Source organism: Amycolatopsis vancoresmycina (assembly GCF_000716785.1).
In the GTDB taxonomy this organism is placed as follows: domain Bacteria; phylum Actinomycetota; class Actinomycetes; order Mycobacteriales; family Pseudonocardiaceae; genus Amycolatopsis; species Amycolatopsis vancoresmycina.
Genome location: NZ_JNYY01000001.1, coordinates 946,292 through 970,630, shown reverse-complemented (window position 1 = coordinate 970,630; position 24,339 = coordinate 946,292). Strand labels below are relative to the sequence as shown.

Sequence of the window (24,339 nt, the reverse complement as noted above, 5' to 3'; positions counted from 1 at the left end):
GGCGTCATGTTCAAGACCCTGCTCACCGCGTCGGTGCTCGCCGGGGCGTCGCTGGCCGCCCCGGCCGCCGGTGCGGCGGCGGCGAACGTCGTCGTGGCCAAGGACGGTTCCGGGAACTACACCACCGTCCAGGCCGGGATCAACGCGGTCCCGGCGGGCGGCACGATCTCGGTCAAACCCGGTACCTACCGCGAGGTGATCTCGGTGCCGTCGGGCAAGACCGGGATCACCCTGCGCGGGACGACCGGGAAGGCCGCGGACGTCGTCGTCGACTACGACAACGCCAGCGGGACGAAGAAACCCGACGGCTCGACCTACGGCACGTCCGGCAGCGCGACCGCCACGATCGCCGCGAACGGCTTCACCGCGTCCGCGCTGACCTTCCGCAACTCCTTCGACCGCGGCGCCCACCCGGAGATCAAGGACACCCAGGCGGTCGCGGTCAAGACCACCGGCGACCGGATGGTCTTCGACAACGTGACCTTCCTCGGGCACCAGGACACGCTGTACGCCGACACCGCGGCCGTCGGCACGATCGGCCGCCAGTACTACCGCAACTGCGCCATCAGCGGGGACGTCGACTTCCTCTTCGGCCGCGCCACCGCCGTGTTCGACCGGGCGACGATCACCGCGCTCGACCGCGGCTCCAGCAGCAACAACGGGTTCCTGACCGCGGCCAGCACCCGGCGGACGAACCCGTACGGCTTCCTGATCGTCGGCAGCCGCGTGCTCAGCTCGGCCGCGAACGCCAGCTTCTACCTCGGGCGCCCGTGGCACCCCAGCGGGGACGTCGACGCCATCGCGCAGGTCCTGATCCGCGAGACCGCCCTGCCGGCGGCGATCAAGGCGGCGCCGTGGACCGACATGTCGGGCTTCTCGTGGAGGGACGCGCGGTTCTCCGAGTACCGCAACACCGGCCCGGGCGCGGGGACCGGCACCGACCGGCCGCAGCTGCCCGCCGCGCAGGCCGGGACCTACACCGCGCAGAAGTACCTCGCGGGCGGCGACGGGTGGAACCCCGTGCACTGACACCGTCGTGAGTGGTAAGGCGTGTTCTAACTCGCCTTACCACTCACGACCTGGCACGGTTGACACTCGACTTTGGGACACCCATGCGCCTGCGCCGCCTCCCGGCCCTCGCCGTCGCCGCCGTCCTGCTGGGCGCCCCCGCCGCGGCCTACCCGGACCCCGGGTACGTCACCGGGGACGTCGAGGCGGTACACGACCCGTCGATGATCCGCGCGGCCGACGGCAGCTACCTGCTCTACTCCACCGACCAGTACCTGCAGATCCGCCGCTCCACCGACCGGATCCACTTCACGAAGATCGGCTCGGTCTGGCCGGACGGCGCACCGTGGACCGCGCCCTTCACCGACCCGGCCAAGCCGGGATACCTGTGGGCGCCGGACATCTCGTTCCACAACGGCAGGTACTACCTCTACTACGCCGCTTCCTCGCTCGGCTCCCGCAACTCGGCGATCTTCCTCGCCACCAGCACGACCGGCCTCCCGGGCAGCTGGACGAACCAGGGCATCGTCGTGCAGACGAGCGCGAGCGACGACCACAACGCGATCGACCCGAACCTGTTCGCCGACACCGCCGGCCGCTGGTGGCTCAGCTTCGGCTCCTGGTGGACGGGCATCAAGATGATCCGGCTCGACCCGGCCACCGGCAAGCGCAGCACGAGCGACACCGCGCTGCGGAGCATCGCCCAGCGCACCGGCAGCACGTCCGCCGAAGAAGCGCCCTACATCGTCCAGCACGGCGGCTACTTCTACCTGTTCGTCTCGTGGGACCTGTGCTGCCAGGGCACGAAGAGCACCTACCGCGTCATGGCCGGCCGCTCGACGTCGATCACCGGCCCGTACACCGACCGGAACGGGGTCCGGATGACCGCGGGCGGCGGCACGCAGATCCTGGCGAGCCACGGCGCGGTGCACGGCCCCGGGCACGTGGCCGTGCTGCACGACTCGGACGCCGACGTGCTGATCTACCACTACTACCACTCGGACGCGACGCCGCTGACGGGCAAGCTCGGCATCAACCTCATCGGCTACGACAGCGCCGGCTGGCCGTACGTGTACTGACTTCCGTATAACGCCCTATACCTCGCCGATCGGAAGAAGTCCATGCGCCGGTTCCTGTCGTTCCTGCTCGCCCTGCTCATCACGACCGGGCTGTGTGCCGCACCGGCGTCGGCTGCGCCACCGGCGAAGCACCGGGTCACGTTCGACAAGTACTCGCTGATGCTGGACGGCCGCCGCCAGATCGTCTGGTCGGGGGAGTTCCACCCGTTCCGGCTGCCCAGCCCGGACCTCTGGCGGGACGTGCTGCAGAAGATGAAGGCCACCGGCTACACGGCGGTCTCGATCTACTTCGACTGGAACTACCACTCGCCGGCGCCCGGGGTGTACGACTTCACCGGCGTCCGGGACATGGACCGCGTCCTGGACCTCGCCGCGGAAGCGGGCCTGTACGTCATCGCGCGGCCCGGGCCGTACATCAACGCCGAAGTCACCGGCGGCGGGTTCCCGGCGTGGCTGAGCACCCAGGCCGGCCGGGCGCGCAGCGACGCGCCGGACTACCTCGCGGCGGCCGGCGAATGGCTGGCGCAGATCGACCGGATCATCGCCCGCCACCAGTACACCGACGGCCGCGGGCCGGTGATCCTCTACCAGATCGAGAACGAGCTGGCGGCGACCGGGACCGCGCAGCAGAACTACGTCGCGCACCTGTACGACCGGGTCCGGGCCGACGGCATCACCGTCCCGGTGTTCCACAACGACAAGGGCCGCAACGGGATCTGGGTGCCGGCGGGCTCCGGCGTGCCCGGCACCGTGCCGGGCAAGGTCGACCTGTACGCCTTCGACGGCTACCCCGGCGGCACGTGCCGCACCGACGCGACACCCGGCAACCCGAACGCCGCGCCGGACTGGGGCACCTACGGGCCGGGCGGGGCCAAGGGCGGCGCGAGCGCGTCGCCGGACACCCCGGGATTCGCCGCCGAGTTCGGCGGCGGCTGGTTCGACTACTGGGGCAGCAACGGCACCTACCCGTGCACCGCGGTCCGGGAGGGCCCCGGCTACGAGCGCGTCTTCTACGGCACCAACCTGGCGAACGGCCTGACGATCCAGAACTTCTACATGACCTTCGGCGGCACCTCGTGGGGCCGGCTGCCGGCGCCGGTGGTCTACTCCTCCTACGACTACGGTGCGGCAATCGACGAGGGACGTCAGCTGCGGCCCAAGGCGCTGACGATGAAGGAGCTGGGCTACTTCCTCGGCACCGTGCCGGATCTGGCCGAAATGGACCGCGGCGAGCCGGTGACGCCGTCGTCGGCCGCGGTGAAGGTCTACCACAACGTCAACCCGGACACCGGCGTCCACTTCTACCTGGCGGTGCACTCGCCGTCGAACGCGACGACGGACGACTCCTTCACGTTCCTGCTGTCCACATCGGATGGTGCATACACCGTGCCGCTGCGGCTGACCGGCCAGGACGCCAAGCACCTGGTGGCGAACTTCGACGTCGCCGGGCAGCACCTGGTGTACTCGACGTCCGAGCTGATGGCCCAGGCCGCCGGAACCGTGCTGCTGCACGGCCGTCCGGGCGAGGACGGGCAGACGGTGCTGCGGTACGCGTCCCGGCCGCGGGTGGACGTCCTGTCCGGGACGGTCACCACGACCTGGACCGGCCACGACCTGCGCCTGGACTACCGGCACGACGGGCTGGCGCGCGTCCGCATCAGCGGCGGCGGCCGCCCGCCCGTCACGCTGCTGCTCGCCGACGACGCCACCGCCGGCACGTTCTGGCTGGACTCGGGCGTGCTCGTGCGCGGGCCGGACCTGGTGCGCACCGCCCGCACCGGCTTCCGGACCGCGCTGACCGGGGACACGAAGGCGCCGCGCGACCTCGAGGTCTGGGGCGCCCGCGGCCCGGTGGTGACCTGGAACGGCACTCCGGTGCCGGTGCGGCCCACCGCCTCGGGCAGCCTGCTCGCCGTCCGCCCGCTGCCCGGGCCCGCCGACCCGCGGCTGCCCGAGCTCACCGGCTGGCGGTCGGCCCCCGGTTCACCGGAGGCCGACCCGGCCTACGACGACTCGGCGTGGCCGGCCGCGGATCGGACCACGACGCACAGCACCACCCCGCCCCCGGCCGGGCAGCCGGTGCTGACCGCGGACGACTACGGCTTCGGCGTCGGGGACGTCTGGTACCGCGGGCGGTTCACCGGACCGCCGGGGGAGCAGGTGAGCCTGCGCTACGGCGGCGGGGGCGCCGGGATGCTGCAGGCGTGGCTGGACGGGCAGTACCTCGGCGAGCACGTCCTGCCGTCCGGGCTGGCCGCGCCGCCGACGACCGGCACGGCGGCGTTCACCGTGCCCGAAGGGCTGCGCGGCGACGGCCCGCACGTGCTTTCGGTGATGGTGCGCAACAACGGCCACAACGAGGACGGCGGCGTCAACGACGCGCACAAGGAGGGACGCGGCCTGATTTCGGCGTCACCGGACGGCGTGGCGTGGAAACTGCGGGGCGGGACGGCCGATCCGGTGCGCGGCCCGCTGAACAACGGCGGTCTCGCGGGCGAGCGCGCGGGCTGGTCATTGCCGGGCTTCCCGGACCGGGACTGGACACCGGCGGCCGTCCCGGCACCGGCCGCCGCGCCGGGGACGACGTGGTACCGCACGACGTTCTCGATGCGGGTGCCGCGGGGTCAGGACACGTCGGTGGGCCTGACGATCGGCGACCCGGCGAAGCCGCGGTCCGGCGGCCGCTACCGGGTGCTGGTGTTCCTGAACGGCTGGAACGTCGGCCAGTACATCGGGGACGTCGGCCCGCAGCACACTTTCGCGCTGCCGGACGGGATCCTCGACGCCCACGGCCGCAACACCGTGGCCCTGGCGGTGACCAGCGACGGCGGCGCGGGCAACGGCCTGGAGCGGGTCGTGCTGACGGACCTGGGTTCGGCGCGCGGCGGCGTGCCGGTCCGGCCGGTGACCTCGCCGGGTTTCGCCGCCCCTGCGGGTGGGTAGGCGGTGATCACTTGCGACCGTCCCCGCCGTGAAGGAGTTCGCCGATGAGCGCTCTCGACCCGTCCGCCCTGCTGCTAACCGCGACGACCGCGGAACCCCGGCCCGGGACACTGCGGGTCACGGTCACCGGCGAAATCGACATGGCCACGTGCCCCCGCCTCGACGCCGAACTCGACCGCGCGGTGGCGGCGGCCCCGGAACGCCTGGTGGTCGACCTGCTGGGGGTCGGCTTCTGCGGTGTGACGGGGGTGGCGTCGCTGGGCAGGCTGCGGACCCGCTGCGCGGAAACGGGAATCGACCTGGCGCTCAAGCCGTCCCGCGTGGTGCGGCGAGCGCTGGACAACGCGGCGATCGCCCCGCTGTTCCGGCTGGAGGAGCGGGTCATCGCGCAGTGACCGGCGGGGGCCCTTGGCCGGCGGCGGTCGTGTTGTGCGGTCCGCTGGAGGAGCGGGTCATCGCGCGGTGACCGGTGGCCCGGTGAACGTCCTGGCCTCCTCGTCGGCCGCGGCCAGCTCGCGTTCCGCGGCCGCCGTGTCGCCCGGGCCGTTCCGGCGGACCAGGGCCTCCGCGTGCCGGCGGCGGGAAAACACCACCGCCGGCCAGTGGGCCAGGGCGAGGTTGTGCCGGACCGCCGCGCGCAGGTGCGTCACCGCGCGGTCCGCGTCGCCGGCCGTCAGGGCCGTCGTGCCCAGCGGGTGGTGGACCGACCCGAAGCACGCGATGCCCAGGCTCGCCATCGCCGGCAGGTGGCCGAACGGGCGCAGCAGCTCGTGGATCCGCGCCGCCGTCGCGTGGTCGTCCAGCAGGTAGGCCGTTTCCGCGGCGCCGCACAGGGAAATCAGCCACGTGCTCGACCGCGGCAGCGCCCCCGGGTCGTCGCCGCACAGCCGCGCCAGTGCGCCCGCGGCCGTCCGGCGGTCGCCGGCCGAGGCCGCCGCCACGGCCAGTGCCGCGTAGTACGAGTTGTCGATCGGGCTCAGCGTCGGCGAATGCATCAGCCCGTCCAGCACCGGCACCAGCTCCCCGAGCCGGCCCTGGAACCACCGGATCGCCACCAGCTGCGCGCCGTACCAGCCGAGCGCGTCGAAGTCGCCCGCGGCCTGCCCGACCTCCGCGCACGCCTGAGCCCCGGCTTCGGCCTCGCGGAACCGGCCGGCCCGGATGTGCAGCATCACGTGGAGCGCGTCCGCCACGAACCCCGCCGCCAGGTGCTTGCGTTCGGCCAGCAGGTCGTCGAGCTCGCCGAGGCGCCGCTCCGCGTGCGGGTCCGCGGCGAGGAACGAGTCGACGGCGTCCCACAGCACGCCCATCACCAGGTCGGTGCGCCGCCCGGAGTGGCCGCTCACCGCGACGAGCTCCGTCGCGAGCGCGTGGCGCAGCTGCGTGTGGTCCGGGCCGAGCAGGCAGTGGTGGGCCAGGCTCAGCGCCTCGGCGTGCGCGACCGGGTCGCCCGCCGCCCGCGTCCGGCCGGCGACCGCCAGGATCCGCTCGTGCGTGCCGGCTTCGTAGTCCAGCTCGGCCGCCAGCCGCGCCTGCAGCCGGTGCCCGAGCGACGACCCGGGATCCACCCGCTCCAGCGCGTACCGCACCCGCGTCAGCAGGGACGCCGACGCCGCGCACGTCCGGTGCTCGTGCACCCACACCCCGCCCAGGCCGAGGGCCGCGCGGGCGAGCGTGTCGGCGTCGCCGGTCCGCTCGGCCCGGACGTAGGCGGTTTCGAAGTGCTCCCGGCCGGTCCGGAGGTCGCCGTCCTCGAGCAGCGCGTGCTCGCCGGCGGCGAGCGCGTCGTCCTGGACGGTCACCACCGCCTCGGCGCGGACCGCGAGCAGCGCCGGGTCGTGGGCCAGCACCCGGCGGTGCACCTGCGCCAGCACCGGCGACGGCTCCACCCCGGACGCGGTGATCAGGCCGTGCCGGGCCCGGCGGAACGCTTCGAGCGCGTCACCCTGCCGCCCGGCCCGGTAGAGCGCCGTCATCAGCTGCGCCCACAGCCGTTCGTGCCCGGGGAACGCGGCGGTCAGCGTCTCCAGCTCGGCGATCAGGCCGGTGTCCTCGCCGGTCGCGAGGTCGGCGTCGATCCGGTCCTGGACGGCGTTGTGCCGCAGCCGGTCGAGCCGCATCCCTTCCGCCGCCAGGGTTTCGACGTCGGCGAACTCCTCGTACGCGCCGCCGCGCCACAGCGCCAGTGCGCCGGCCAGCTGCCCCCGCGCGGCGGCGGGCTCCCCGGCGGCCAGGGCCCGGCGTCCTTCGGCGGCCAGCTGTTCGAACCGGGTGGCGTCGAGGGCCGACGGCGGCAGGTGCAGCACGTACCCGGGCGACCGGGTCCGGAGCACACCGGAGTCCACCGTGCCGCGCAGGCGCGAAAGGTAGGTCCGCACGGTCCGGTCGGCGTGCGCGGGCGCCTGTTCGCCCCACAGCGCCCGGCCGAGCGCGGGAACGCTGACGACGCGGCCCGCCTCCGCCGCCAGCACCGCCAGCAGGGCTCGCAGGCGCGGCCCGCCGACGTCCCGCGGCTCGCCGCCGACCCGCACCTCGAACGGTCCCAGCACCCGGAGGTCCACCCCGCCCATGCCCGCCCCTCCGCGCGCGGGTGTGGCGCGCGCTTCGGCGTACAAGAGCGACCGGCGCCGCCGGGGATACGTCCCACAGCGCGGTAATTCTCCGTCGACGAACTGTCGACGGATTGTCGATGGGCGCTGCGAGTCTCGGCGCTGCGGACCGGAGGGGTCCGCACCACCGGTTCTTCGGGAGGACGTCCATGAAACGCACGATTCGGGGTCTCGCACCGGTTCTCGCCGCCGCGGCGGCGGGGGCGGCCACGCTGTCGGGTGTCCCGGCGCAGGCGGCGCCGGCGCACTCCGCGGCGGTGCTGGAGGTGAAGAGCGCGACGTGGGGCCAGCTGCACGTCGGAGACTGCGAGCAGGACAACGGTACCATCGTGATCCGCTCGGACGGCACGGGCACCTGGAGCGCGACGACGCTGACCTTCCAGACGCACTCCGGCGACGTCTGGCACTCCAGCTTCGACTTCAAGACCACTGCGGGGACGCAGCTGTTCCACGCCGGCACGTTCGACAGCCCGCGGATGAACGACGGCAACCCGCCGCCGCGCTACCCGTGGAGCAAGCCCTTCACTTTCGACGCGTCGCTCTTCAGCGCTGTCGACATCTTCAAGACGATCCAGCACTCGAGCTGCTGAGGACGGGGTGAGAACCGCACTGGGTCACGGTCCGCCGGGACCCAGTGCGGTGCCCGCGACGGCCCCGCTGGGGCGGGGTTCCTTCAGCTCGACGAAGAAGGAGTGCGTCGGTGTCTCGCCGATGTTCTCGCCCGAGTGCTCCTGCGCGGCGACCCAGCGCACCGCGCCGGCCGGCAGGTCCACCCGCACCTCGCGGCCGCCGGCGGAGATCCGGCGGCGGAACGCGCTCAGCGTGAGCATCACCGTGTCCGGGTGCCGGTGCGGCGCGGTCCGGTCGCCCGGGCCGTCCCGGTATTCCAGGACCCGAACGCGCTCGTTTTCGAAGACCACCCGGTACAGCTCCGGGTTCGTGTCGGCCGGGTCACCGGTCATGGCCGCCTCCTTCGTGGGACTGGAGTACCATGATGGCATGGCAGTGCCGTATGAGTCCACGGGCCGGAGCAGGCAGAAGGGGCGGACCCGGGCCGCGCTGGTCGCCGCGGCCCACGAGCTGCTCGCCGAAGGCCGTTCGCCGACGGTCGAGGACGCGGCCGAGGCGGCCGGGATCTCCCGCACCACCGCCTACCGCTACTTCCCGAACCAGCGCGCGCTGCTGCTCGCCGCGTACCCGGAGATCCAGGACGACGCGGGCCTGCTGCCCGCGGACGCGCCGGCCGACCCCGCGGCCCGCCTCGCCCTGGTGATGCGCGCGTTCGTCGAGTTCACGCAGCGCTGGGAGCCGCAGCTGCGCGCGCAGCTGCGGCTGTCCTTGGAGCCCGGCGCGCCGCAACCGGTGCTGCGGCGCGGCCGGGCGATCCGCTGGATCGAGGAGGCCCTCGCCCCGCTCGCGGACACCCACCCCCACGTCGACGTGCACGGCCTCGCCGTGGCGATCCGGTCGGCGACGGGCATCGAGTCCCTGGTGTGGCTCACCGACATCGGCGGCCTCGACCGCGCTCAGGCGGCCGCGGTGCTCGCCGGCTCGGCGCAGGCCATCCTGCGCGCGGCGCTCGACCCGGTCACCTGATCAGGACTGTCGCGACGCAGGAATCGGTGCCGTTGTCGAACGTCGCCGCCGCGGTGCCTTCGGACGTGACCGGCACGGCGGTGGTCGAGGGCATCGTGAACGTGGTGCTCCCGGTGGTCGGCGCCGACTGCGAGTACACCGTCTGCGTCGTCGATCCGGTGCGGTAGGAAATCCGCAGGGACACCTTGCCCGCGACGTCGCCGATGTAGGGCCCCGACGTGGTGTACCCGCTGACGATGCGGTGGTAGCCGCCGGAGGTGTCGTACCGGAGGGTGAACGTGCCGCCGTAGCCGCCCGCATGGCAGACGGCCGTCCGCTGGACGATCGTCGCCGCCTGCGCCGGGGTCACCAGCACCGTCGCGCCGGCCAGCATCGCCGCCAGCCCGGCCTTCACCACAGTCTTCATCTTTCTTCCTCCCTCGTGTTCGCGCGTCATCCTGCCCGGTGCCGCTTCCGTCCCGCTTCCCTTCACGCGGTGGTGCGCACCAGCAGGACCGGGCAGGCGGCGTGGTGCAGCAGGGCCTGGCCGGTGGAGCCGAGCAGCAGGCCGGGGAACCCGCCGCGGCCGCGGTCGCCGAGGACCACGAGCTGGGCGGCGGTGCTGCGCTCGACGAGTTCCCGCCGCGGGTGGGCGTGCACCACGACCTGCTCGACCTCGACGTCACCGGTGTCGTGGGCCAGGACCCGCTCGCCGAGCAGCCGGCGCCCGGCCTCGGTGACGCACCGCGGGTCCCGGTGCGGCGGCGGGCTGTCGGCCCAGGCGTGCAGGACGACCAGCGGCGCCTGCCGCGCGCGGGCCTCGGCGACGGCGGCGGCCAGCACCCAGGCACCGGCTTCGCTGCCGTCGATGCCGGTGACGACCGGCCGGGCGGCGGCGCCGGGCTCGTCCCAGCTGTCCCCGCGGACGACGGCGGTGTCGCAGCGCGCGTGCGTGCCGACGGCCGCGGCGACCGAACCGGCGAGCAGGCTGGTGAGCCTGCCGTGCCCGGCCGACCCGACGACGAGCAGCGCGGCGTCCCGCGACGCCCCGATCAGCGCCTGCGCGGCACGGTCGGGATCGAGCCGGGCGGCGGCTGCGGGCACCCCTTGCGCGGCGGCGAGTTCCTGCGCGGTCCGCAGCGCCCGCCGCCCCCGGGCGCGCAGGGCGTCGACCATCTCCTCGGGCGGCGGGACGACTCCGCCGGCGACCAAGGCCGGCACGTCGAGGGCGTGCACGATTTCGAGCGGCGCGTCCCGCAGCCGCGCGGTCCGCGCCGCCCAGCGGACGGCATCGAGCGACTCGGCCGACCCGTCCACCCCGGTGACGATCGGCCCTCCGGCGGCGGTCATCCTCCAGACTGTAGGCCCGCCCGTGCCGCCCCGGGACCCCTAACCTGAACGGCCGACTCGCGCACCCGGAGGGTCGGCTCGCGTGCCTGGATGGACGACTCGCGTGCCTGGATGGACGACTCGCGTGCCTGGATGGACGACTCGGGCGGCCGTCGTGTCGTCCATCGCGGTACGCGTGTCGTCCGGCTGGGTACGCGTGTCGTCCGTTGGGGTGCGCGTGTCGTCCGGTCGCGGGCGGGGGCGGTGTCCGGCATGATCTGCGGCGTTGCCGAGCCGAGTCCGGAGGAGCCCGATGGCGGTGGTGGTCGTGACGGCGGCCGTGCTCGGGCTGCTCGTCGGGTCCTTCCTCAACGTCGTGATCCACCGGGTGCCGCGGGGTGAATCCGTCGTCCGGCCGCCGTCGCGGTGCCCGGACTGCGGGCAGGAAATCCGGGCGCGGCACAACGTGCCCGTCGTCGGCTGGCTCGTCCTGCGGGGCCGGTGCGCCGGCTGCGGGACCCGGATCAGCGTCCGGTACCCGCTGGTCGAGCTGGGCACCGCCGTGCTGTTCACGCTGCTGGCGCTGCGGTTCGGCCCGCCCGACCTGCCCGCCTTCCTGTACTTCGGCGCGATCGGGATCGCGCTCGCCCTGATCGACCTCGACTGCCGCCGCCTGCCGAACGCGATCGTGCTGCCGTCCTACCCGGTCCTCGCCGTCCTGCTGACCGCGTCGGCCGGGTACCGCGGCGACTGGTGGTCGCTGGCCCGCGCCGGGATCGGCGGGGCCGCCCTGTTCGCGTTCTACCTCGCGCTCGCGCTGGCCTACCCGGCCGGCATGGGCTTCGGCGACGTCCGGCTCGCGGGCATCCTCGGCGGCGTGCTCGGGTACGTGTCCTGGGCGGCGCTGCTGATCGGGGCGTTCGGCGGGTTCCTGCTCGGCGCGGTCGCCGGTGTCGTGGTTCTCGCGGCCGGGAAGGGCGGCCGCAAGACGGCGTTGCCGTTCGGGCCGTTCATGATCGCCGCCGCCCTCGTGGCGCTCTTCGCGGCCGGCCCGCTCGGCCAGGCCTACCAGCGGCTGACCGGCCTGACCTGAGCGGTCACCGGTTCCCCGACCAGCTCAGCACGGAGACCTGCCGCGCCCCCGCCACCGGGTTCGCCGGATCGCCGTCGACGTAGGCCACCCGCGCCCGGGCCACCGGCGTCCCGCCGGGTGCGCACGTCCCCGTGCCGGGACAGACGTAGGCGGACAGGTAGACGCCGAACACGAAGCCCGGCGAGTCGTCCGGGACCTCGATCACCGCGCCGGTGAACGTCACGCTGCCGGTTTCCTTCACCCACAACGACCGCGCGACGACGCCGAAGCGGAAGATCGGCTCGGTCGCGTTGTTCAGCGTGACGTCCAGGACGGCTTTCGGCGCGTACGTCGTTCCCTGCACGTAGAACCGGTTGCCGGAGTTGTTGAGGGCTGTCACCAGCGCGCACGCCGACGGGCTTGTGTACGGCAGCTGGGTGCAGCCGCTTTCCGCGCGCAGGGCGGGCGGGGTGTAGGCGAGGTCCAGCTGGACCGCGTCCACCAGTTCGGTGCCCTCGTGCTTGACGTTCACGGCGTAGCTCAGCTGGCCGCCGCCGAAGGTGCCGTCGTACACGGACTGGGCCAGCTGGCTCGTCACGTCGGTGACGTCGGTGGCGGCCGAGCCGTCGCTGGGGGCGGACAGGGTCAGCGGGATCGGCGCACCGCCCGCGGGGGTGAACTGCGCCGTGCGCGAATCCTTGCTCGCGCCGTGGTCGTTGCTGTGGGTCACCCGGATCTTCGCGGAGGTCAGGATCGTCCCGGCGGGCGGCGTCACGGCGGGGGAGAACGCGGTGGCGGTCAGGGTGGCGGTGCCGCCGCTCTTGCCGGGCGCGGCCCAGGTCGCCCCCGTGCTGTCCACTTTGGACAACGCGGCCGCGGTCCCGCCGGTGAAGTCCCCGGTCGCGGCGCCGGGCGTCAGGGTGCCCGTGACCGGCGCCTCCGCGCCCGAAGCCAGGCCGTACAGGGCGACCGGCGGCCGGTCCGCGCGGTAGCTGCCGCAGATCTCCACCTGGCCCGCCTTCACCGCCAGCCGGCTGTCGCCGCCGAAGACGAACTGGACGCCGGCCGCCTTGGCGTCGTCGATCGGGTTGTCGCAGGCGGCCGGGATCTTCGCCGGGACCGGCGGCTTGGCGATGATCCGCCCGCCGGCGTCCACCGGCGTGCCCGCGACCAGGTAGCCGTTGTCGACCGTCCACACGTCGTCGCCGCCGGGCAGCGACGGCGGCCGGAGCGCGGCGCTGTTGCGGAAGTCGAAGTAGTACGTGCCGGGCGTGAACCAGAACGTGCTGTCCTTGCACTTGCTGCTGGCCGACATCATCGCCGACAGCCCGGCCGCGTCGTCGTAGAACCCGGGCTGGAAGGTCACCAGCGAACCGGCCTTGGTGCACGGCGGCAGCGCCTGTCGCGGCGGAACGGAGGTCAGCGCGGGCGCGTAGCCGGGGTCCGCGCCGAGGTTCGAACCGCCGTAGCCGCACGCCGCCGCGGGCGTGCTGCGGATCGTGCCCGCGCAGGCGCCGCGGGCGTACACCGCGGTGTTGGTGTCGAGGGACCCGTTGACCACGTTGATGTTCGAGTTCGAATACACCACGCCGTGGACCCGGAACGAGGAACCGGTCGGCTGCTGGATGTTGAGCCCGTCCTCGCCGCCGGTGCCGAGGGTGAGGATCGCGCTGCCCGGCCGGTTGCACACGCTCAGGGACGGGCACTGGATCTGCACCTTCGCCGGATCCGCGGTGCACGACACGGCCGCCGCGCCGCCGCTGCCGAAGCCCGGCAGGCTCAGCGTGTCCGACGCGCCGAAGCAGTGCTCGCCGTCCGCACCGGTGAACGTGCTGTTGCGGATCGCGTTGATCCCGGCCTGCAGGGCGCCGTCGGCCGTGTAGGCGGACGCCGCCTGGTCGCGGAGGTTCACCGTGGTGCGGACGCTGGTGTCGGCGAAGGACAGCAGCGCCCCCAGCACCACCGCGATCACCGTGACCAGGATGAGCACCAGCGGCAGCGCGGCCCCGGTGTCGTCGTCCTTCCGCCGGCGGTTCATGTCTGCCTCCGTTGCCCGAACAGGGTGATGGGGTAGGGGTCGGCGTTGCGCGTGACGGCGGTGAAGGTGAGCTTCACCCACAGCGGCACGGCGGCGTCGGTGCACGCGCTCGCACAGGTGACCGCGGGCGTGGCGGGGTCGACGTTGTGCGCGACGACCGCGTCGGAAACCGGCGCCGCGGAGCCCACGCAACGCAGGCGGTGCAGCTCGGTCCCGGCCAGGTAGTAGGCGACGATCGCGGTGCGCCGGGTCGCGGACGGCGGGCTGGTGTCCCAGTCGTCCGACAGCAGCCGCACGAGCGAGACCGGCGTCGCGGCGGTGCCGCAGACCTGGCCGCCCGCGTTGTACGCCGCGTTCAGCTGGACCGACGGCGAGAACGGGACGGCCCCGCTCGCGACCAGGCCCGAGTAGTCGCGCAGCCCGGTCGCGGCGACGTCCTGGGCGAAGAACGCCGCGCTCTGCTGGGCGTCGTGGGAAACGGCCAGCCGCGCCGAGGTGGCATCGGTGTTGCGGATCGAAACGATCACCACGTTCGCGATCGGGGCGGCGACCACGCCCAGGATGACGACGACGATGAGCAGCTCGATGAGCGTGAACCCGGCGTCGGACCGGCGGCTCAGCACGGTGCCTCCCCGAGCCCGCACCGCTTGCGCACCACGACCTCCAGGCGTTCGCTCGCCCGCCCGTCGCCGCTGGCGACCTGCAGCGTCACCTGCTGCAGCCCGGTGTCGGTGCCGCAGGTCGCCGACCAGGCCGAGCCGGTCCAGTACTTCACCGAAGACACCGAGCTGGTGAACCCGGCGGGCACGGTGAACCCGGCCGGGGCGGCGTACTTCGCGGGCGCGGCGCAGGTGAAGTAGCCGCCCGCCATCACCTGGTTCTCGACCGCCTCGCCGAAGTCGCGCACACCGGCACCGGCCGTCGCCTGCTTGCGGTGGACGTCGGACATGAGGACGCCGACCCCGATCCCGCCGACGATCGCGAGCACGGCGACGCCCAGGATCGCGACCGCGACCAGCAGCTCGAGGAGGCTCTCACCCCGGTCGTCGCCGCCCATCAGACGTGCACCTGGCCGAAGATGCCGTACATCGCCGACACGAGCGCGACCGCCACGAACCCGACGACCAGGCCCATCACCACGATGACGGCGGGTTCGAACAGCGCGGTGAGCTTCTTCAGCCGGTAGTCCAGCTCGCTCTCGTAGTACTGGGCGGTGACCTCGAGCTGCGAGTCGAGGGTGCCGGTGTCCTCGCCGACGCGGATCATCTGCGCGGCGGTCACCGGGAACAGCCCGGAGCCGGTGAGCGGCCGGGCCAGGCCCTCGCCGTTGAGCACCGCCTGCGCGACCCGGGTCAGCGCCCGCATGAACACGCGGTTGCGCAGCGAGTCGGTCGCGACCCGCAGGGCCTCCGGCAGCGGCACCCCGGCGCTCACCATGGACGACAGGATCCGGCAGAACCGCTCGACCAGCGCGTGCCGCACGGTCGGGCCGATCGCCGGGACGGCGAGCAGCGCCCGGTCGCGGGCGTACCGGCCGCCGGGCGTGCGCACGGCGAGGACGTACAACGCGATCGAGGTGACCAGCCCGGCCAGCAACGCCCACCACCACTGGCCCAGGAAGTCCGTGAGGGCCAGCAGCATCCGCGTCGGCAACGGCAGTTTCGCATTCAGGCTGGCGAAGAACGTCTTGAACCGCGGCAGCACGAAGGTGGCGAGCACGACGACGGTGACGACCGACATCAGCGCGATCATCGCCGGGTAGATCAGCGCGGCCTTGATCTTGCGCCGGGCTTCGAGGTCGCGCTCGAGGTAGTCGGCCAGCTGGTCGAGGACGACGTCGAGCTGCCCGGTGAGCTCCGCCGAACGCAGGATCTCGCGGTAGAACTCGGGGAAGATCTTCGGGTGCCGGTCGATGCGGTCCGACAGCCGGTCGCCGCCGCGCAGGCCCTGCTCGACGTCCCGCAGCATCCGGGCCACCGAGGAGTTCGCGGCCTCGTCGCCGAGGATGCGGACCGCGTCGATGAGCGGCAGCCCGGCCCGGACGAACGCGCCGAGCTGCCGCGAGAGGTGCATGACGACCTCGCGCTTGACCCGCGGCGCGGTCAGCTCCAGGCTCAGCACGCTCTTCTTCTCGGTGACCTCGATGTCCCGCAGCTCACGCTCGTACAGCGCGAGGACGGCGGAATCGGCGTCGGCGGCCTTCTGCACCCCGCGGGTGCGCTGCCCGTCCGGGCCGGTGGCGACGTAGGCGTACCGGTTCATCGCGCCCCTCCGGTGAGGTAGATCGACCGCAGCACCTCGGCCGGGGTGGTGACGCCCTCGGCGACCAGCCGCAGGGCCTCGTCCTGCAGCGTCCGCATGCCCTCCTTGCGGGCCAGTTCGTGCACCTCGCGGTGCGGCGCGCTTTCCAGCACCAGCGTCCGGATCCCGTCGCTGACCGGCATCAGCTCGTAGACGCCGGTGCGGTCGAGGAAGCCGGTCTGCGCGCAGAAGTTGCAGCCGGCGCCGCGGACGAACCCGCCGGCCGGCCCGTCCGCGCCCAGGGCGTCCAAAAAGGACATCTCCTCGGCGGTAGGCTGGTAGTACTCGCTGCAGCGCGCGCAGATCCGCCGCACGAGCCGCTGGGCGAGCACCGCGGTGACCGACGACGCCACGAGGAAGTTCTCGATCCCCATGTCCAGCAGCCGGTGCAGCGCCGACGCGGCGTCGGTCGCGTGCAGCGACGAGAGCACGAAGTGCCCGGTGAGCGCGGATTGCACGGCGATCCGCGCGGTGTCGACGTCCCGGACCTCGCCGACCAGGATGACGTCCGGGTCCTGCCGCAGGATCGACTTCAGGCCGTCGGCGAAGGTGACGCCGGTCTGCTCGTTGATCTGGATCTGGTTGATCGAGGACATGGTGTACTCCACCGGGTCCTCGATGGTCATGATGTTGCGCTCGCGGCTGTCGAGCTCGCCCAGCGAGCCGTACAACGTCGTGGTCTTGCCGCTGCCGGTCGGCCCGGCGCAGATCACCATGCCGTAGGGCGACTGCAGCACCGCCGAGTACCGCGCGGCCATCTCCTCGGGCATGCCCAGCTGCGGCAGCCGGAACAGCGGACGGCTCTTGTCCAGCAGCCGCAGCACGACCTTCTCGCCGCCGACGACCGGCGTGCTCGCCACCCGGATGTCTACCGGCCGGTCCTCGACGTCCATGCTGATCTGGCCGTCCTGCGGGCGGCGGCGCTCGACGATGTTCATCCCGGCGAGGATCTTGATCCGGCTGGTCACCGCCGGCCCCATCGAGCCGGGCAGGTCGAGGACGTCGTGCAGGACGCCGTCGATCCGGTAGCGGACGCGGATCCGCTCGGCCTGCGGCTCGACGTGGATGTCGGAGGCCCGGTCGCGCAGCGCCTGCTTGATCATCAGCGCGACGACGTGCACGACCGGCGCGTCGTCGTTCGCCGTGGCCGGCGCTTCGGCGCGGGCGGCGTCCCGGCGGAGGGCGTCCCGGGCCTCGAACGCCTTGACCTGCTGGTCGACGCCGGTGAGCGCGCGGTAGGTGCGGCCGATGGTGGCCAGGATGTCCGCACGGGCGGCGACGGCGACGGTCACCGGGCGGCCGAGCGCCGCCTGCAGCGCCGGGGCGGTGGCCGCATCGGCCACCGCGACCAGCACGGCGTCCTCGCGGACGGCCAGGGGGATCGCGCAGAGCTCGCGGGCCTTCGCCTCGCCGAGCAGGTCGGCGGCGGCGCGGTCCGGGGTCACCGTGCGGAGGTCGACGGTGCGGGGCTGGGTGCGGAGTCTCATGCCGGCACGCTCCGGGGCCGAGGCCGCGGGTCGATGTCCTGCGGGTGCATGCTGCGGGCGGCCGCCTCGGCGGGGGAGACCAGCCCGGCGGCGACGAGCGCGGACAGGGACTGCTCCAGCGTCACCATGCCTTCGCGGCGGCCGGTCACCAGCGCGTTGCGCAGCTGGTGCGGCTTGCCCTCCTTGATGAGGTTCCGGACGGCGGTGTTCGCGACCAGGACCTCGAAGGCGGCGACGAGCCCGCCGCCGACGCGGGGCAGCAGGCGCTGGTAGACGATCCCGGTGAGCGCGGCGGCGAGCTGGACGCGCACCTGTTCCTGCTGTCCCGCCGGGAAGACGTCGATCATCCGCGCCAGGGACTGCGCGGTGTCGTTGGTGTGCAGCGTGGCGAAGACGAGGTGCCCGGTCTCGGCGATGGTGAGGGCGAAGCGGATCGACTCGAGGTCCCGCATTTCGCCGACCAGCAGGACGTCGGGGTCTTCCCGCAGCGCGCTGCGCAGCGCCGCGGGGAAGGATTCGGTGTCGGTGCCGACCTCGCGCTGGTTGACCGCGGACCGCCGGTGTTCGTGGACGTACTCGATCGGGTCCTCGACGGTGAGGATGTGGCAGGCGCGTTCGGAGTTGATCCGGTCGATGACGGCGGCGAGCGTGGTCGACTTCCCGGAGCCGGTCGGCCCGGTGACGAGCACCAGGCCCTGGTGACGGCGGGCGAAGTCGGCCAGGACGGGCGGCAGGCCGAGGTCGGCCATGCCGGGGATCCGGCGCGGGATCATTCGCAGCGCGACGACGGTCTCGCCGCGCTGGGTGAAGGCGTTCCCGCGGACGCGGGCTTCGTCGCGCCAGCCGAAGGAGAAGTCGAATTCGTGGCTGGTGCGCCAGGCGAGGGCCTGGTCGTCGGTGAGGAGCTCGGCGAGCAGCGCGCGGGTGTCCTCACCGGTGAGGACGGGGTGGCCGGGGACCGCGGAGAGGTCGCCGTGCACGCGCAGCTGGGGCGGCAGTCCGGCGGTGAGCAGCAGGTCGGTGCCACGCGCCTGCCACAGCGCCTCGAGCAGGCCGTCGACGCGGCTGCCGATCTGGGTGGGCATGGGATCCTCCGAGGCGAGGTGGTCCGTGGAGGCGGGTCGCCCCGCCCCCACGGGACTTCAGTGGGTGCAGGCGCCGGCGGCCTTGACGACGCCGGAGGCGATGGTGATCGTGTAGCCGTTGGTGGTCGACGGTTCGTCCTTCAGGTAGCCGGCGGTCTTCAGCGTGGCCGGGTCGGCGGCGTAGCCACCGGTCTTGGCGTAGTAGGCCTCGTTGGCGGTCTCGACGCTCTTCCAGTCGGCGTTGCACGCGGCGGCCTTGCCGTCGCCGTTGAACGCCTGCACGGCGAACACGACGACCCCGGCGAGCACCCCGAGGATCACGACGACGATGAGCAGTTCGATGAGGGTGAAGCCGTCCTCGTTCGCGCGGGCGGCACGCAGTCTTTCCAGCATGGTGATTTCCTTTGCGTTGCAGGGGTTTCAGGGGTGTTCCGGAGTCAGCAGACACGCACCTCCCCGGACCGGAGCCGCCAGGTTCCGGCGACTGAGCGCACGCTCAGGTAGGCGGCCTGGTTGTTGCCGGGCAGCGGGATGGTCGCCGACAGCGCGGTGGTGGTGGCGGCCACCGCCGGGCTGGCGTTGTTCGGCGTGGTCGACGAGAGCACTTCGAACTTCGGTGGCAGGAAGGTGCTCGGGTAGGTCCAGGTGACCGTCGCCGTGGGGTCGGTGCCGCCGCTTCGGTTGCACTTCACGTTCGAAGTCGTCGGGGTGTCCGGCGCCTTCAGCGGCAGCGCGGCGGCGGAGGCCGTGCCGGCGCCGGACTTGAGCCAGGCCGCTTCCGCCTTGGCCGCGCCGACCGCGACCAGGCCGCTGATCACCGTGGTCCACGAGGCCGCCACCAGCACCGCCGCGAAGACCACCCGGGGGGTGCTCATCCGCTCACCACCGTGACCGTCACCGGGATCGCGAACAGCGCGCCCTGGCAGCCGTCGTCGGCGGCTGTGCTCATCGAGACCGCGTTCGCCAGGGTGAGGGTCGTGCTTCCGTTGGCGGGCACGGTGTTCCCGGTCGTGGGTGTCTGCGTTGCGAAGCTCACGCCGGTCGTCGTGCAGGTTCCGGTGCCGCCGGACCCGGTCGGTGTCCCGTTCGCAGCGACGGAGGTGACCTTGACCGGGTACGGATTGGGGTTGTTCACCAGGATCTTGGCGTCCCCGGCCGGGCCGCCGGGGTAGAGCAGGCCGCCGGCGAAGGCCGAGGCGGGCACCGCCCCGGTCGTCGGGGCCGACGCGGTGCCGGCCTTCGCGTTCGCGGCGCCCGAACCGGAGCTCGTCCACGCCGCGACGGCGATCCCGCCGCCCAGCGTCGCGCCGACCACCGTGGTGACCACGAGCACGCGGCGCAGGGTCGGGTTCTTCATGGCTTGACCGCCGTTCCTGTGTACGTCAACGGGAAGGTGACCGACCGGCACGCGTCGGGCGCGCCGGGCAGCATGTGGCTGGTGAGCGGGACGTCGGCGGTGCCGTTGCCGGCCACCGTCACCGGCCGGGGGAGTGCGTCGACCCGCACCGACGACGCCGGGCAGGCCGGGACCGGCTTGCCGCGGCCGTCGACGGGCTTGCCGACGTCGGCCGTCACGGTCTGGACGAGGATCGGGAAGTTCTCCGCGTTGGCCAGCCGGATCCACCGCGTCCCGGTCGCGCCGGGGAACAACGCGGTGGCCCGGCCGGGCACGTCGGCGATGCCGAACGGCTTGATGCCGTTGCCGTTCGCGGTGCTCGCGACCGGCGCGGGGCCGATCGCGAACCACGTCACCACGACGGCCGCGAGCGCGCCGGCCGGAACCGCGATCCGCCACCTGGACATCGGGGCGCCGTCTGGTGCGGGTCAGGCGGACGCGAGGGTGGCGGTGAGCGGCAGCACGAAGGTCTGGCTCTTGCAGGCGTCGGTGGCGCCGCTGCTCATCGTCGCGTGCAGGGTGTACGTGCCGCTGCCCTTGGCCGCGATGGTGCCGGTGGTGCTCGAGGGCGCCGGGCTGGTGACGGTGCCGGCGGCGCAGCCGTTGACCGCGTCCGAGGAGCCCGCGCTGATCGAGGTGACGACGACGGGGTAGTCGTTGGGGTTGTTGATGGTGACGGTGAAGTCGGTGCCGCCGCCCGGGTAGAGCGCGGTGCCCGAGCCGGCGGGCGTGATCGTCGAGTTGACCGACGTGGTCGAGGAGACCGAGCCGGTGCCGGCGCCGGAGCTGGACCAGGCCGCGTAGGCGACACCGGCGACGACGACCACACCGGCGGCGCCGAGGACGACCGCGGACCGCTTGCTGATCTTGCGCATGAGTTCACTCCTGAAAGCTGTTTCACCGGGAAGGCCGCAGCCCGGGGATGGCTCCGGCTGGTCCGAGCGGACCGTCACGAAGAGTGTGCGAATTCCGCGGCGACCTTCTCCCCGGGCGACCGGCCTGACTGCGAAGGTCCGAGGTCCCTTGTCTTCGGCGGAGCGGCGTGTTACGCGCGCGTGATCGCGTCGAAGCGACGGCGTTTCACTCCGGAAAAGTTCCGATGCGGGACCGTGACCTGCGGCTTTTCCGACCCGATCGGCCGAATGGCGGAGACCGTCCCGTGACCTTCCCGTCGGTGCTCGCCGGTGCCGGGCAGCCTCGGTTCCGGGATCGACCCGTCGCAATTCTTCGATTGATGAGTTACTGGGAGTAGTATTTGAACGTGTTCAAGTATGCCGGTACCCTGGGCGCAGGGCGGGAATCGGAGGGGTGGCATGAAGATCGTGATTCCGGGCGGGACCGGGCATCTGGGGCGGGTGCTGAGCCGGGCGCTGGCCGGGCAGGGGCACGACGTCGTCGTGCTGACGCGGCGGGAGGCGCGGCCGGAGCCGGGGGTGCGGCACGTCCGCTGGGACGGCCGCGGCCCGGGCCCCTGGACGGCGGAGGTCGACGGCAGCGACGTCGTGCTGAACCTGGCCGGCCGGTCGGTGAACTGCCGCTACACCCGGGCGAACCTGCGGGAGATGCGGAACTCGCGCGTCGACTCGGCGCGCGTGGTCGGCGGCGCGATCGCCCGCGCGGCGCGGCCGCCGCGGGTCTGGCTGCAGATGAGCACGGCGACGATCTACGTGCACACGTCGGGCCCGCCGAACGACGAAGCGACCGGCGTCCTCGGCGGGGACGAGCCGGACGTCCCCGCGTACTGGGCGTACAGCGTCGACATCGCGAAGGCATGGGAGCGCGAGCAGCACTTGGCGGCGACCCCGCACACGCGGAAGGTCGCGCTGCGCACGGCGATGGTGATGAGCCCGGAGCCGGGCGGCGCGTTCGCGATGCTGCTGCGCCTGGCCAGGCTGGGCCTGGGCGGCCCGGTGGCGGGTGGCGCCCAGTACCTGTCCTGGATCCACGACGCCGACCTGGTCCGCGCGATCGGGTTCCTCATCGAGCGCGAAGACGTCGGCGGCCCGGTGAACCTGGCGGCCCCGGAACCGTTGCCCTACCGCGACTTCCTCCGGACGCTCCGCGCGGCGGCGGGAATCCCGGTGGGCCTGCCGGCGGCGAAGTGGATGGCGGAGATCGGGGCGTTCGTGCTCCGCAGCGACACGGAGCTGCTGCTCAAGAGCCGCCGGGTGATCCCGGGCAAGCTCGCCGACGCGGGTTTCGAGTTCACCTACCCGGAATGGCCCGCCGCGGCGGCGGACCTGGTGCGCCAGTCCCGAGGCACCCTGGCCCCGGCCCCCTGAACCGACCGTCCGGGTACGCGAGCCGACCGTCCGGGCGGGTCCACACAGGACGGTCAGCCCAGGTCGGCGTTGTCCCGCAGCCGTCGCAGCATCAGGGCCAGGTGCAGCCGGAACCGGCCCGCTGGGGAATCCACCTCGAAGCCCAGCACCGCCTCCGCGCGGGCCAGGCGGGCCGGCATCGTGCTGTGGTGCCGGTGCAGGACCGCCGCCGCCTTGCGCGCCGAACCCGTGGCGCACAACGCGTCCAGCGCCGCCAGCGTGTCCGGGCCGTGGTGCTCCGCCGCCAGGCTGTCGAGCCCGCGGACGTCGGGCAGGTCCGCCAGCTCCGGCGGGCTCAGCTTGTCCGCCAGTGCCGCCAGGCCGCCCAGCCGCTCCCACCACACCACCGGCTCCGCCGCCGACGTGAACCGCAGGGCCGTGCGGGCCGCCGCCCAGGACCGGGGTGCCTCGATGGCCGGTCCCTCCGGGCCGATGCCCGCGCGGGCGCCGTCCGGCACCGTGGCCGCGTCGCCCGGCAGCAGGACCACCCGCACCCCGCCCAGCCGCGCCGAGCGGCCCGCGAGTGCGTCGACGCCGGTGCCCGCCAGCACGCGCAACCGGGTCGCCGGGCCGAAACCCAGCAGGTGCAGGGCCCGTGACCGCTCCACCGCGCCGGCGTCCGCGGACAGCGCCAGCTCGACCAGCGCCGGGTCCCCGAGCTCGGGCCGCGGCACGCCGGAGTGCTCCAGCAGGATCGCGGTCGCGATCGCGAACCGTTCCAGGAGCATGTCGTCGAGCGGGACCGGCTCGCCCGCCCGGGCCACCCACACGACCACGCCGCCTTCCAGCGGCCGCACCGCCGCCCCCGCGGGCGCCGCGCCCGGTGTCACGACGCCGGTCCCCGGGGCCGCGCGCAGTGACAGCCCCTGGCCGGGCGCGTGCACGCCGACCGGGCAGCCGGCGAGGTCCGCGGTGCTGCGCACCAGGGCGTCGAGACCGGCGCGGCCGGCGATCAGGCGGTCGAAGAACCCGATCACCCGCACGGCGTTCTCGGCGTCGGCGTCGAGCCCGGACAGCCTCAGCAGCAGCCCTTTCATCCCGCCACGATAGGCGCGCCCGCCGCCGGATGGCGAGGATCGGCCGGGCAACGCCCGCCGGGTGGCGGTGGCCGGGGTCGCGCCGGGCGGCCGATGATCGGACCATGACCTACGCGATCGATCCCGAGCTCCTGCCCTGGCTGGACATGCTCCCGGCCGTGACCCTCACCGACGACGGCCTGCCGGCCGCGCGGGCCTCGATGGCGCAGCTGGCCGAAGTGCTGCCGGCCTACGAACCGGCCCAGCCCATCGACGTCCGCGACACCGCCGTGCCCGGGCCGTCCGACGCCCCGGACGTCCCCGTCCGCGTCTACGCGCCGGCGAACCGCACCGCGCCGGCCCCCGGCTTGCTCTACATCCACGGCGGCGGCTTCATCATGGGCGACCTGGACACCTTCGACGCGCACCTGCTGCGCCTGGTCGACGAACTCGGGATCGTGATCGTGTCGGTCGACTACCGGCTGGCCCCCGAGCACCCGTTCCCGGCGCCGGTCGAGGACTGCTACGCGGCCCTGAACTGGGTCGCGGCGAAGGCGGACGAGCTGGGCATCGACCCGGCCCGGCTCGGCGTGGCCGGCGAAAGCGCGGGCGGCGGGCTCGCCGCGGCGGTCGCCCTGCTGGCCCGCGACCGCGGCGGCCCGGCGCTGTGCTTCCAGTACCTCGGCATCCCGGAGCTGGACGACCGGCTCGACACGCCGTCGATGCGCGCCTACACCGACACGCCGATCTGGAACCGGCCGAACGCGGTCTTCAGCTGGACGAGCTACCTCGGCGCGGAACCGGGCGGCGACGGCGTCTCGCCCTACGCCGCGCCGTCGCGCGCCACCGACCTGGCCGGCCTGCCGCCGGCGCTCGTGACGACCTGCCAGTTCGACCCCCTGCGCGACGAAGGCATCGACTACGCACAGCGGCTGGCCCACGCCGGCGTGCCGGTCGACCTGCGCCACTACCCGGGCACCTTCCACGGCTCCTCGATGGTCGAGGCGGCGGCGGTCTCCCGCCGCATGTTCGCCGACGAGCTCGACGCACTGCGGCGCGGCCTCGGCATCGCGGACTGAG

At 73.4% G+C, this 24,339-nt stretch carries 25 protein-coding genes; 9 read left to right on the top strand and 16 right to left on the bottom strand.

The features are described from left to right. Positions 1-6: 6 nt before the first annotated feature. The 4 genes from OO60_RS04115 to OO60_RS04100 all read left to right on the top strand — a co-directional run bounded on the left by OO60_RS04115 (position 7) and on the right by OO60_RS04100 (position 5,425). Complete coding sequence (locus tag OO60_RS04115; RefSeq protein WP_004561330.1) at positions 7-1,029, top strand: pectinesterase family protein; 1,023 nt, start codon at positions 7-9, stop codon at positions 1,027-1,029. An 83-nt stretch (positions 1,030-1,112) separates the two neighbouring features. Next, positions 1,113-2,087, top strand: a complete 975-nt coding sequence (locus tag OO60_RS04110) for an arabinan endo-1,5-alpha-L-arabinosidase (RefSeq protein ID WP_004561329.1) — start codon at positions 1,113-1,115, stop codon at positions 2,085-2,087. A gap of 42 nt (positions 2,088-2,129) precedes the next feature. Further along, positions 2,130-5,030, top strand: a complete 2,901-nt coding sequence (locus tag OO60_RS04105) for a beta-galactosidase (RefSeq protein ID WP_033260788.1) — start codon at positions 2,130-2,132, stop codon at positions 5,028-5,030. A gap of 44 nt (positions 5,031-5,074) precedes the next feature. Further along, positions 5,075-5,425, top strand: a complete 351-nt coding sequence (locus OO60_RS04100; RefSeq protein ID WP_033260787.1) for an STAS domain-containing protein — start codon at positions 5,075-5,077, stop codon at positions 5,423-5,425. Positions 5,426-5,482: 57 nt separating this feature from the next. On the opposite strand, the gene OO60_RS04095 is transcribed toward OO60_RS04100, so the two are convergent. Beyond that, positions 5,483-7,600, bottom strand: a complete 2,118-nt coding sequence (locus tag OO60_RS04095; protein WP_033260786.1) for an AfsR/SARP family transcriptional regulator — start codon at positions 7,598-7,600, stop codon at positions 5,483-5,485. A 188-nt stretch (positions 7,601-7,788) separates the two neighbouring features. Here OO60_RS04095 and OO60_RS04090 point away from each other — a divergent pair, with 188 nt between their 5' ends. Then, on the top strand, positions 7,789-8,229 hold the full coding sequence (locus tag OO60_RS04090) for a DUF6294 family protein (RefSeq protein WP_003095879.1): 441 nt from the start codon (positions 7,789-7,791) through the stop codon (positions 8,227-8,229). A gap of 24 nt (positions 8,230-8,253) precedes the next feature. On the opposite strand, the gene OO60_RS04085 is transcribed toward OO60_RS04090, so the two are convergent. Then, positions 8,254-8,601 carry a cupin domain-containing protein gene (locus OO60_RS04085; RefSeq protein WP_003095882.1) on the bottom strand — a complete coding sequence of 116 codons (348 nt, stop codon included), beginning with the start codon at positions 8,599-8,601 and terminating at the stop codon, positions 8,254-8,256. 37 nt (positions 8,602-8,638) lie between these two features. On the opposite strand from OO60_RS04085, the gene OO60_RS04080 reads away from it, so the two are divergent. After that, on the top strand, positions 8,639-9,235 hold the full coding sequence (locus OO60_RS04080; RefSeq protein ID WP_033260785.1) for a TetR/AcrR family transcriptional regulator: 597 nt from the start codon (positions 8,639-8,641) through the stop codon (positions 9,233-9,235). Here OO60_RS04080 and OO60_RS04075 read toward each other — a convergent pair. Together OO60_RS04075 and OO60_RS04070 are read right to left on the bottom strand one after the other, a co-directional pair. Next, the gene (locus tag OO60_RS04075; protein ID WP_033260784.1) at positions 9,228-9,641 is read right to left on the bottom strand and encodes a hypothetical protein; all 414 of its coding nucleotides are present in this window, start codon (positions 9,639-9,641) and stop codon (positions 9,228-9,230) included. The two genes, OO60_RS04080 and OO60_RS04075, sit on opposite strands and share 8 nt — an antisense overlap. Positions 9,642-9,703: 62 nt before the next feature. Beyond that, entirely contained in the window at positions 9,704-10,564 is an 861-nt protein-coding gene (locus OO60_RS04070; RefSeq protein WP_033260783.1) for a universal stress protein, read from the bottom strand. Between the two features lie 292 nt (positions 10,565-10,856). On the opposite strand from OO60_RS04070, the gene OO60_RS04065 reads away from it, so the two are divergent. Continuing rightward, positions 10,857-11,636: a prepilin peptidase gene (locus OO60_RS04065; protein WP_003097694.1), complete on the top strand. Its 780-nt coding sequence runs from the start codon at positions 10,857-10,859 to the stop codon at positions 11,634-11,636. 4 nt (positions 11,637-11,640) lie between these two features. Here the strand turns inward: OO60_RS04065 and OO60_RS04060 are convergent, their stop codons facing one another. Genes OO60_RS04060 through OO60_RS04010 form a run of 11 tightly spaced genes read right to left on the bottom strand, consistent with a single transcriptional unit; the run spans position 11,641 to position 20,797 of the window. Beyond that, on the bottom strand, positions 11,641-13,653 hold the full coding sequence (locus OO60_RS04060; RefSeq protein ID WP_003097692.1) for a hypothetical protein: 2,013 nt from the start codon (positions 13,651-13,653) through the stop codon (positions 11,641-11,643). Then, positions 13,650-14,276: a prepilin-type N-terminal cleavage/methylation domain-containing protein gene (locus OO60_RS04055; protein WP_003097689.1), complete on the bottom strand. Its 627-nt coding sequence runs from the start codon at positions 14,274-14,276 to the stop codon at positions 13,650-13,652. The genes OO60_RS04060 and OO60_RS04055 overlap by 4 nt, the downstream gene beginning before the upstream one ends. Further along, positions 14,270-14,710: a type IV pilus modification PilV family protein gene (locus tag OO60_RS04050; RefSeq protein WP_033260782.1), complete on the bottom strand. Its 441-nt coding sequence runs from the start codon at positions 14,708-14,710 to the stop codon at positions 14,270-14,272. The genes OO60_RS04055 and OO60_RS04050 overlap by 7 nt, the downstream gene beginning before the upstream one ends. Further along, positions 14,710-15,915, bottom strand: a complete 1,206-nt coding sequence (locus OO60_RS04045) for a type II secretion system F family protein (protein ID WP_003097686.1) — start codon at positions 15,913-15,915, stop codon at positions 14,710-14,712. The genes OO60_RS04050 and OO60_RS04045 overlap by 1 nt, the downstream gene beginning before the upstream one ends. Continuing rightward, positions 15,912-17,441, bottom strand: coding sequence for a GspE/PulE family protein (locus tag OO60_RS04040; RefSeq protein WP_003097682.1), 1,530 nt, complete (start codon positions 17,439-17,441; stop codon positions 15,912-15,914). The genes OO60_RS04045 and OO60_RS04040 overlap by 4 nt, the downstream gene beginning before the upstream one ends. Further along, positions 17,438-18,526, bottom strand: coding sequence for a type IV pilus twitching motility protein PilT (locus OO60_RS04035; protein ID WP_003097678.1), 1,089 nt, complete (start codon positions 18,524-18,526; stop codon positions 17,438-17,440). The genes OO60_RS04040 and OO60_RS04035 overlap by 4 nt, the downstream gene beginning before the upstream one ends. A 57-nt stretch (positions 18,527-18,583) precedes the next feature. Next, positions 18,584-18,919: a competence type IV pilus major pilin ComGC gene (locus OO60_RS04030; RefSeq protein ID WP_003097675.1), complete on the bottom strand. Its 336-nt coding sequence runs from the start codon at positions 18,917-18,919 to the stop codon at positions 18,584-18,586. A gap of 44 nt (positions 18,920-18,963) precedes the next feature. Then, entirely contained in the window at positions 18,964-19,401 is a 438-nt protein-coding gene (locus tag OO60_RS04025) for a hypothetical protein (RefSeq protein ID WP_033260781.1), read from the bottom strand. Next, positions 19,398-19,883, bottom strand: coding sequence for a hypothetical protein (locus OO60_RS04020; protein ID WP_003097669.1), 486 nt, complete (start codon positions 19,881-19,883; stop codon positions 19,398-19,400). The genes OO60_RS04025 and OO60_RS04020 overlap by 4 nt, the downstream gene beginning before the upstream one ends. Then, on the bottom strand, positions 19,880-20,329 hold the full coding sequence (locus OO60_RS04015) for a hypothetical protein (RefSeq protein WP_003097667.1): 450 nt from the start codon (positions 20,327-20,329) through the stop codon (positions 19,880-19,882). The genes OO60_RS04020 and OO60_RS04015 overlap by 4 nt, the downstream gene beginning before the upstream one ends. A 21-nt stretch (positions 20,330-20,350) precedes the next feature. Continuing rightward, positions 20,351-20,797, bottom strand: coding sequence for a hypothetical protein (locus OO60_RS04010; protein WP_003097666.1), 447 nt, complete (start codon positions 20,795-20,797; stop codon positions 20,351-20,353). A 438-nt stretch (positions 20,798-21,235) separates the two neighbouring features. Between OO60_RS04010 and OO60_RS04005 the strand changes: the two genes are divergently transcribed. Beyond that, positions 21,236-22,204 (top strand): TIGR01777 family oxidoreductase, encoded by a 969-nt coding sequence (locus OO60_RS04005; RefSeq protein WP_003097662.1) that lies wholly within the window; start codon positions 21,236-21,238, stop codon positions 22,202-22,204. A gap of 53 nt (positions 22,205-22,257) precedes the next feature. Here the strand turns inward: OO60_RS04005 and OO60_RS04000 are convergent, their stop codons facing one another. Next, positions 22,258-23,280: a helix-turn-helix domain-containing protein gene (locus tag OO60_RS04000; protein WP_033260780.1), complete on the bottom strand. Its 1,023-nt coding sequence runs from the start codon at positions 23,278-23,280 to the stop codon at positions 22,258-22,260. 104 nt (positions 23,281-23,384) lie between these two features. Here OO60_RS04000 and OO60_RS03995 point away from each other — a divergent pair, with 104 nt between their 5' ends. Beyond that, a complete protein-coding gene (locus OO60_RS03995; protein ID WP_033260779.1) occupies positions 23,385-24,338 on the top strand; it encodes an alpha/beta hydrolase in 954 nt (317 codons plus the stop codon). The last annotated feature ends 1 nt before the right edge of the window (position 24,339 follow it).

Bases quoted from the DNA above. Each gene is read 5' to 3' on its own strand.
- OO60_RS04115 (WP_004561330.1), top strand. From the start codon at position 7: ATGTTCAAGACCCTGCTCACCGCGTCGGTGCTCGCCGGGGCGTCGCTG.
- OO60_RS04110 (WP_004561329.1), top strand. From the start codon at position 1,113: ATGCGCCTGCGCCGCCTCCCGGCCCTCGCCGTCGCCGCCGTCCTGCTG.
- OO60_RS04105 (WP_033260788.1), top strand. From the start codon at position 2,130: ATGCGCCGGTTCCTGTCGTTCCTGCTCGCCCTGCTCATCACGACCGGG.
- OO60_RS04100 (WP_033260787.1), top strand. From the start codon at position 5,075: ATGAGCGCTCTCGACCCGTCCGCCCTGCTGCTAACCGCGACGACCGCG.
- OO60_RS04095 (WP_033260786.1), bottom strand. From the start codon at position 7,600: ATGGGCGGGGTGGACCTCCGGGTGCTGGGACCGTTCGAGGTGCGGGTC.
- OO60_RS04090 (WP_003095879.1), top strand. From the start codon at position 7,789: ATGAAACGCACGATTCGGGGTCTCGCACCGGTTCTCGCCGCCGCGGCG.
- OO60_RS04085 (WP_003095882.1), bottom strand. From the start codon at position 8,601: ATGACCGGTGACCCGGCCGACACGAACCCGGAGCTGTACCGGGTGGTC.
- OO60_RS04080 (WP_033260785.1), top strand. From the start codon at position 8,639: ATGGCAGTGCCGTATGAGTCCACGGGCCGGAGCAGGCAGAAGGGGCGG.
- OO60_RS04075 (WP_033260784.1), bottom strand. From the start codon at position 9,641: ATGAAGACTGTGGTGAAGGCCGGGCTGGCGGCGATGCTGGCCGGCGCG.
- OO60_RS04070 (WP_033260783.1), bottom strand. From the start codon at position 10,564: ATGACCGCCGCCGGAGGGCCGATCGTCACCGGGGTGGACGGGTCGGCC.
- OO60_RS04065 (WP_003097694.1), top strand. From the start codon at position 10,857: ATGGCGGTGGTGGTCGTGACGGCGGCCGTGCTCGGGCTGCTCGTCGGG.
- OO60_RS04060 (WP_003097692.1), bottom strand. From the start codon at position 13,653: ATGAACCGCCGGCGGAAGGACGACGACACCGGGGCCGCGCTGCCGCTG.
- OO60_RS04050 (WP_033260782.1), bottom strand. From the start codon at position 14,710: ATGGGCGGCGACGACCGGGGTGAGAGCCTCCTCGAGCTGCTGGTCGCG.
- OO60_RS04045 (WP_003097686.1), bottom strand. From the start codon at position 15,915: ATGAACCGGTACGCCTACGTCGCCACCGGCCCGGACGGGCAGCGCACC.
- OO60_RS04040 (WP_003097682.1), bottom strand. From the start codon at position 17,441: ATGAGACTCCGCACCCAGCCCCGCACCGTCGACCTCCGCACGGTGACC.
- OO60_RS04035 (WP_003097678.1), bottom strand. From the start codon at position 18,526: ATGCCCACCCAGATCGGCAGCCGCGTCGACGGCCTGCTCGAGGCGCTG.
- OO60_RS04030 (WP_003097675.1), bottom strand. From the start codon at position 18,919: ATGCTGGAAAGACTGCGTGCCGCCCGCGCGAACGAGGACGGCTTCACC.
- OO60_RS04025 (WP_033260781.1), bottom strand. From the start codon at position 19,401: ATGAGCACCCCCCGGGTGGTCTTCGCGGCGGTGCTGGTGGCGGCCTCG.
- OO60_RS04020 (WP_003097669.1), bottom strand. From the start codon at position 19,883: ATGAAGAACCCGACCCTGCGCCGCGTGCTCGTGGTCACCACGGTGGTC.
- OO60_RS04015 (WP_003097667.1), bottom strand. From the start codon at position 20,329: ATGTCCAGGTGGCGGATCGCGGTTCCGGCCGGCGCGCTCGCGGCCGTC.
- OO60_RS04010 (WP_003097666.1), bottom strand. From the start codon at position 20,797: ATGCGCAAGATCAGCAAGCGGTCCGCGGTCGTCCTCGGCGCCGCCGGT.
- OO60_RS04005 (WP_003097662.1), top strand. From the start codon at position 21,236: ATGAAGATCGTGATTCCGGGCGGGACCGGGCATCTGGGGCGGGTGCTG.
- OO60_RS04000 (WP_033260780.1), bottom strand. From the start codon at position 23,280: ATGAAAGGGCTGCTGCTGAGGCTGTCCGGGCTCGACGCCGACGCCGAG.
- OO60_RS03995 (WP_033260779.1), top strand. From the start codon at position 23,385: ATGACCTACGCGATCGATCCCGAGCTCCTGCCCTGGCTGGACATGCTC.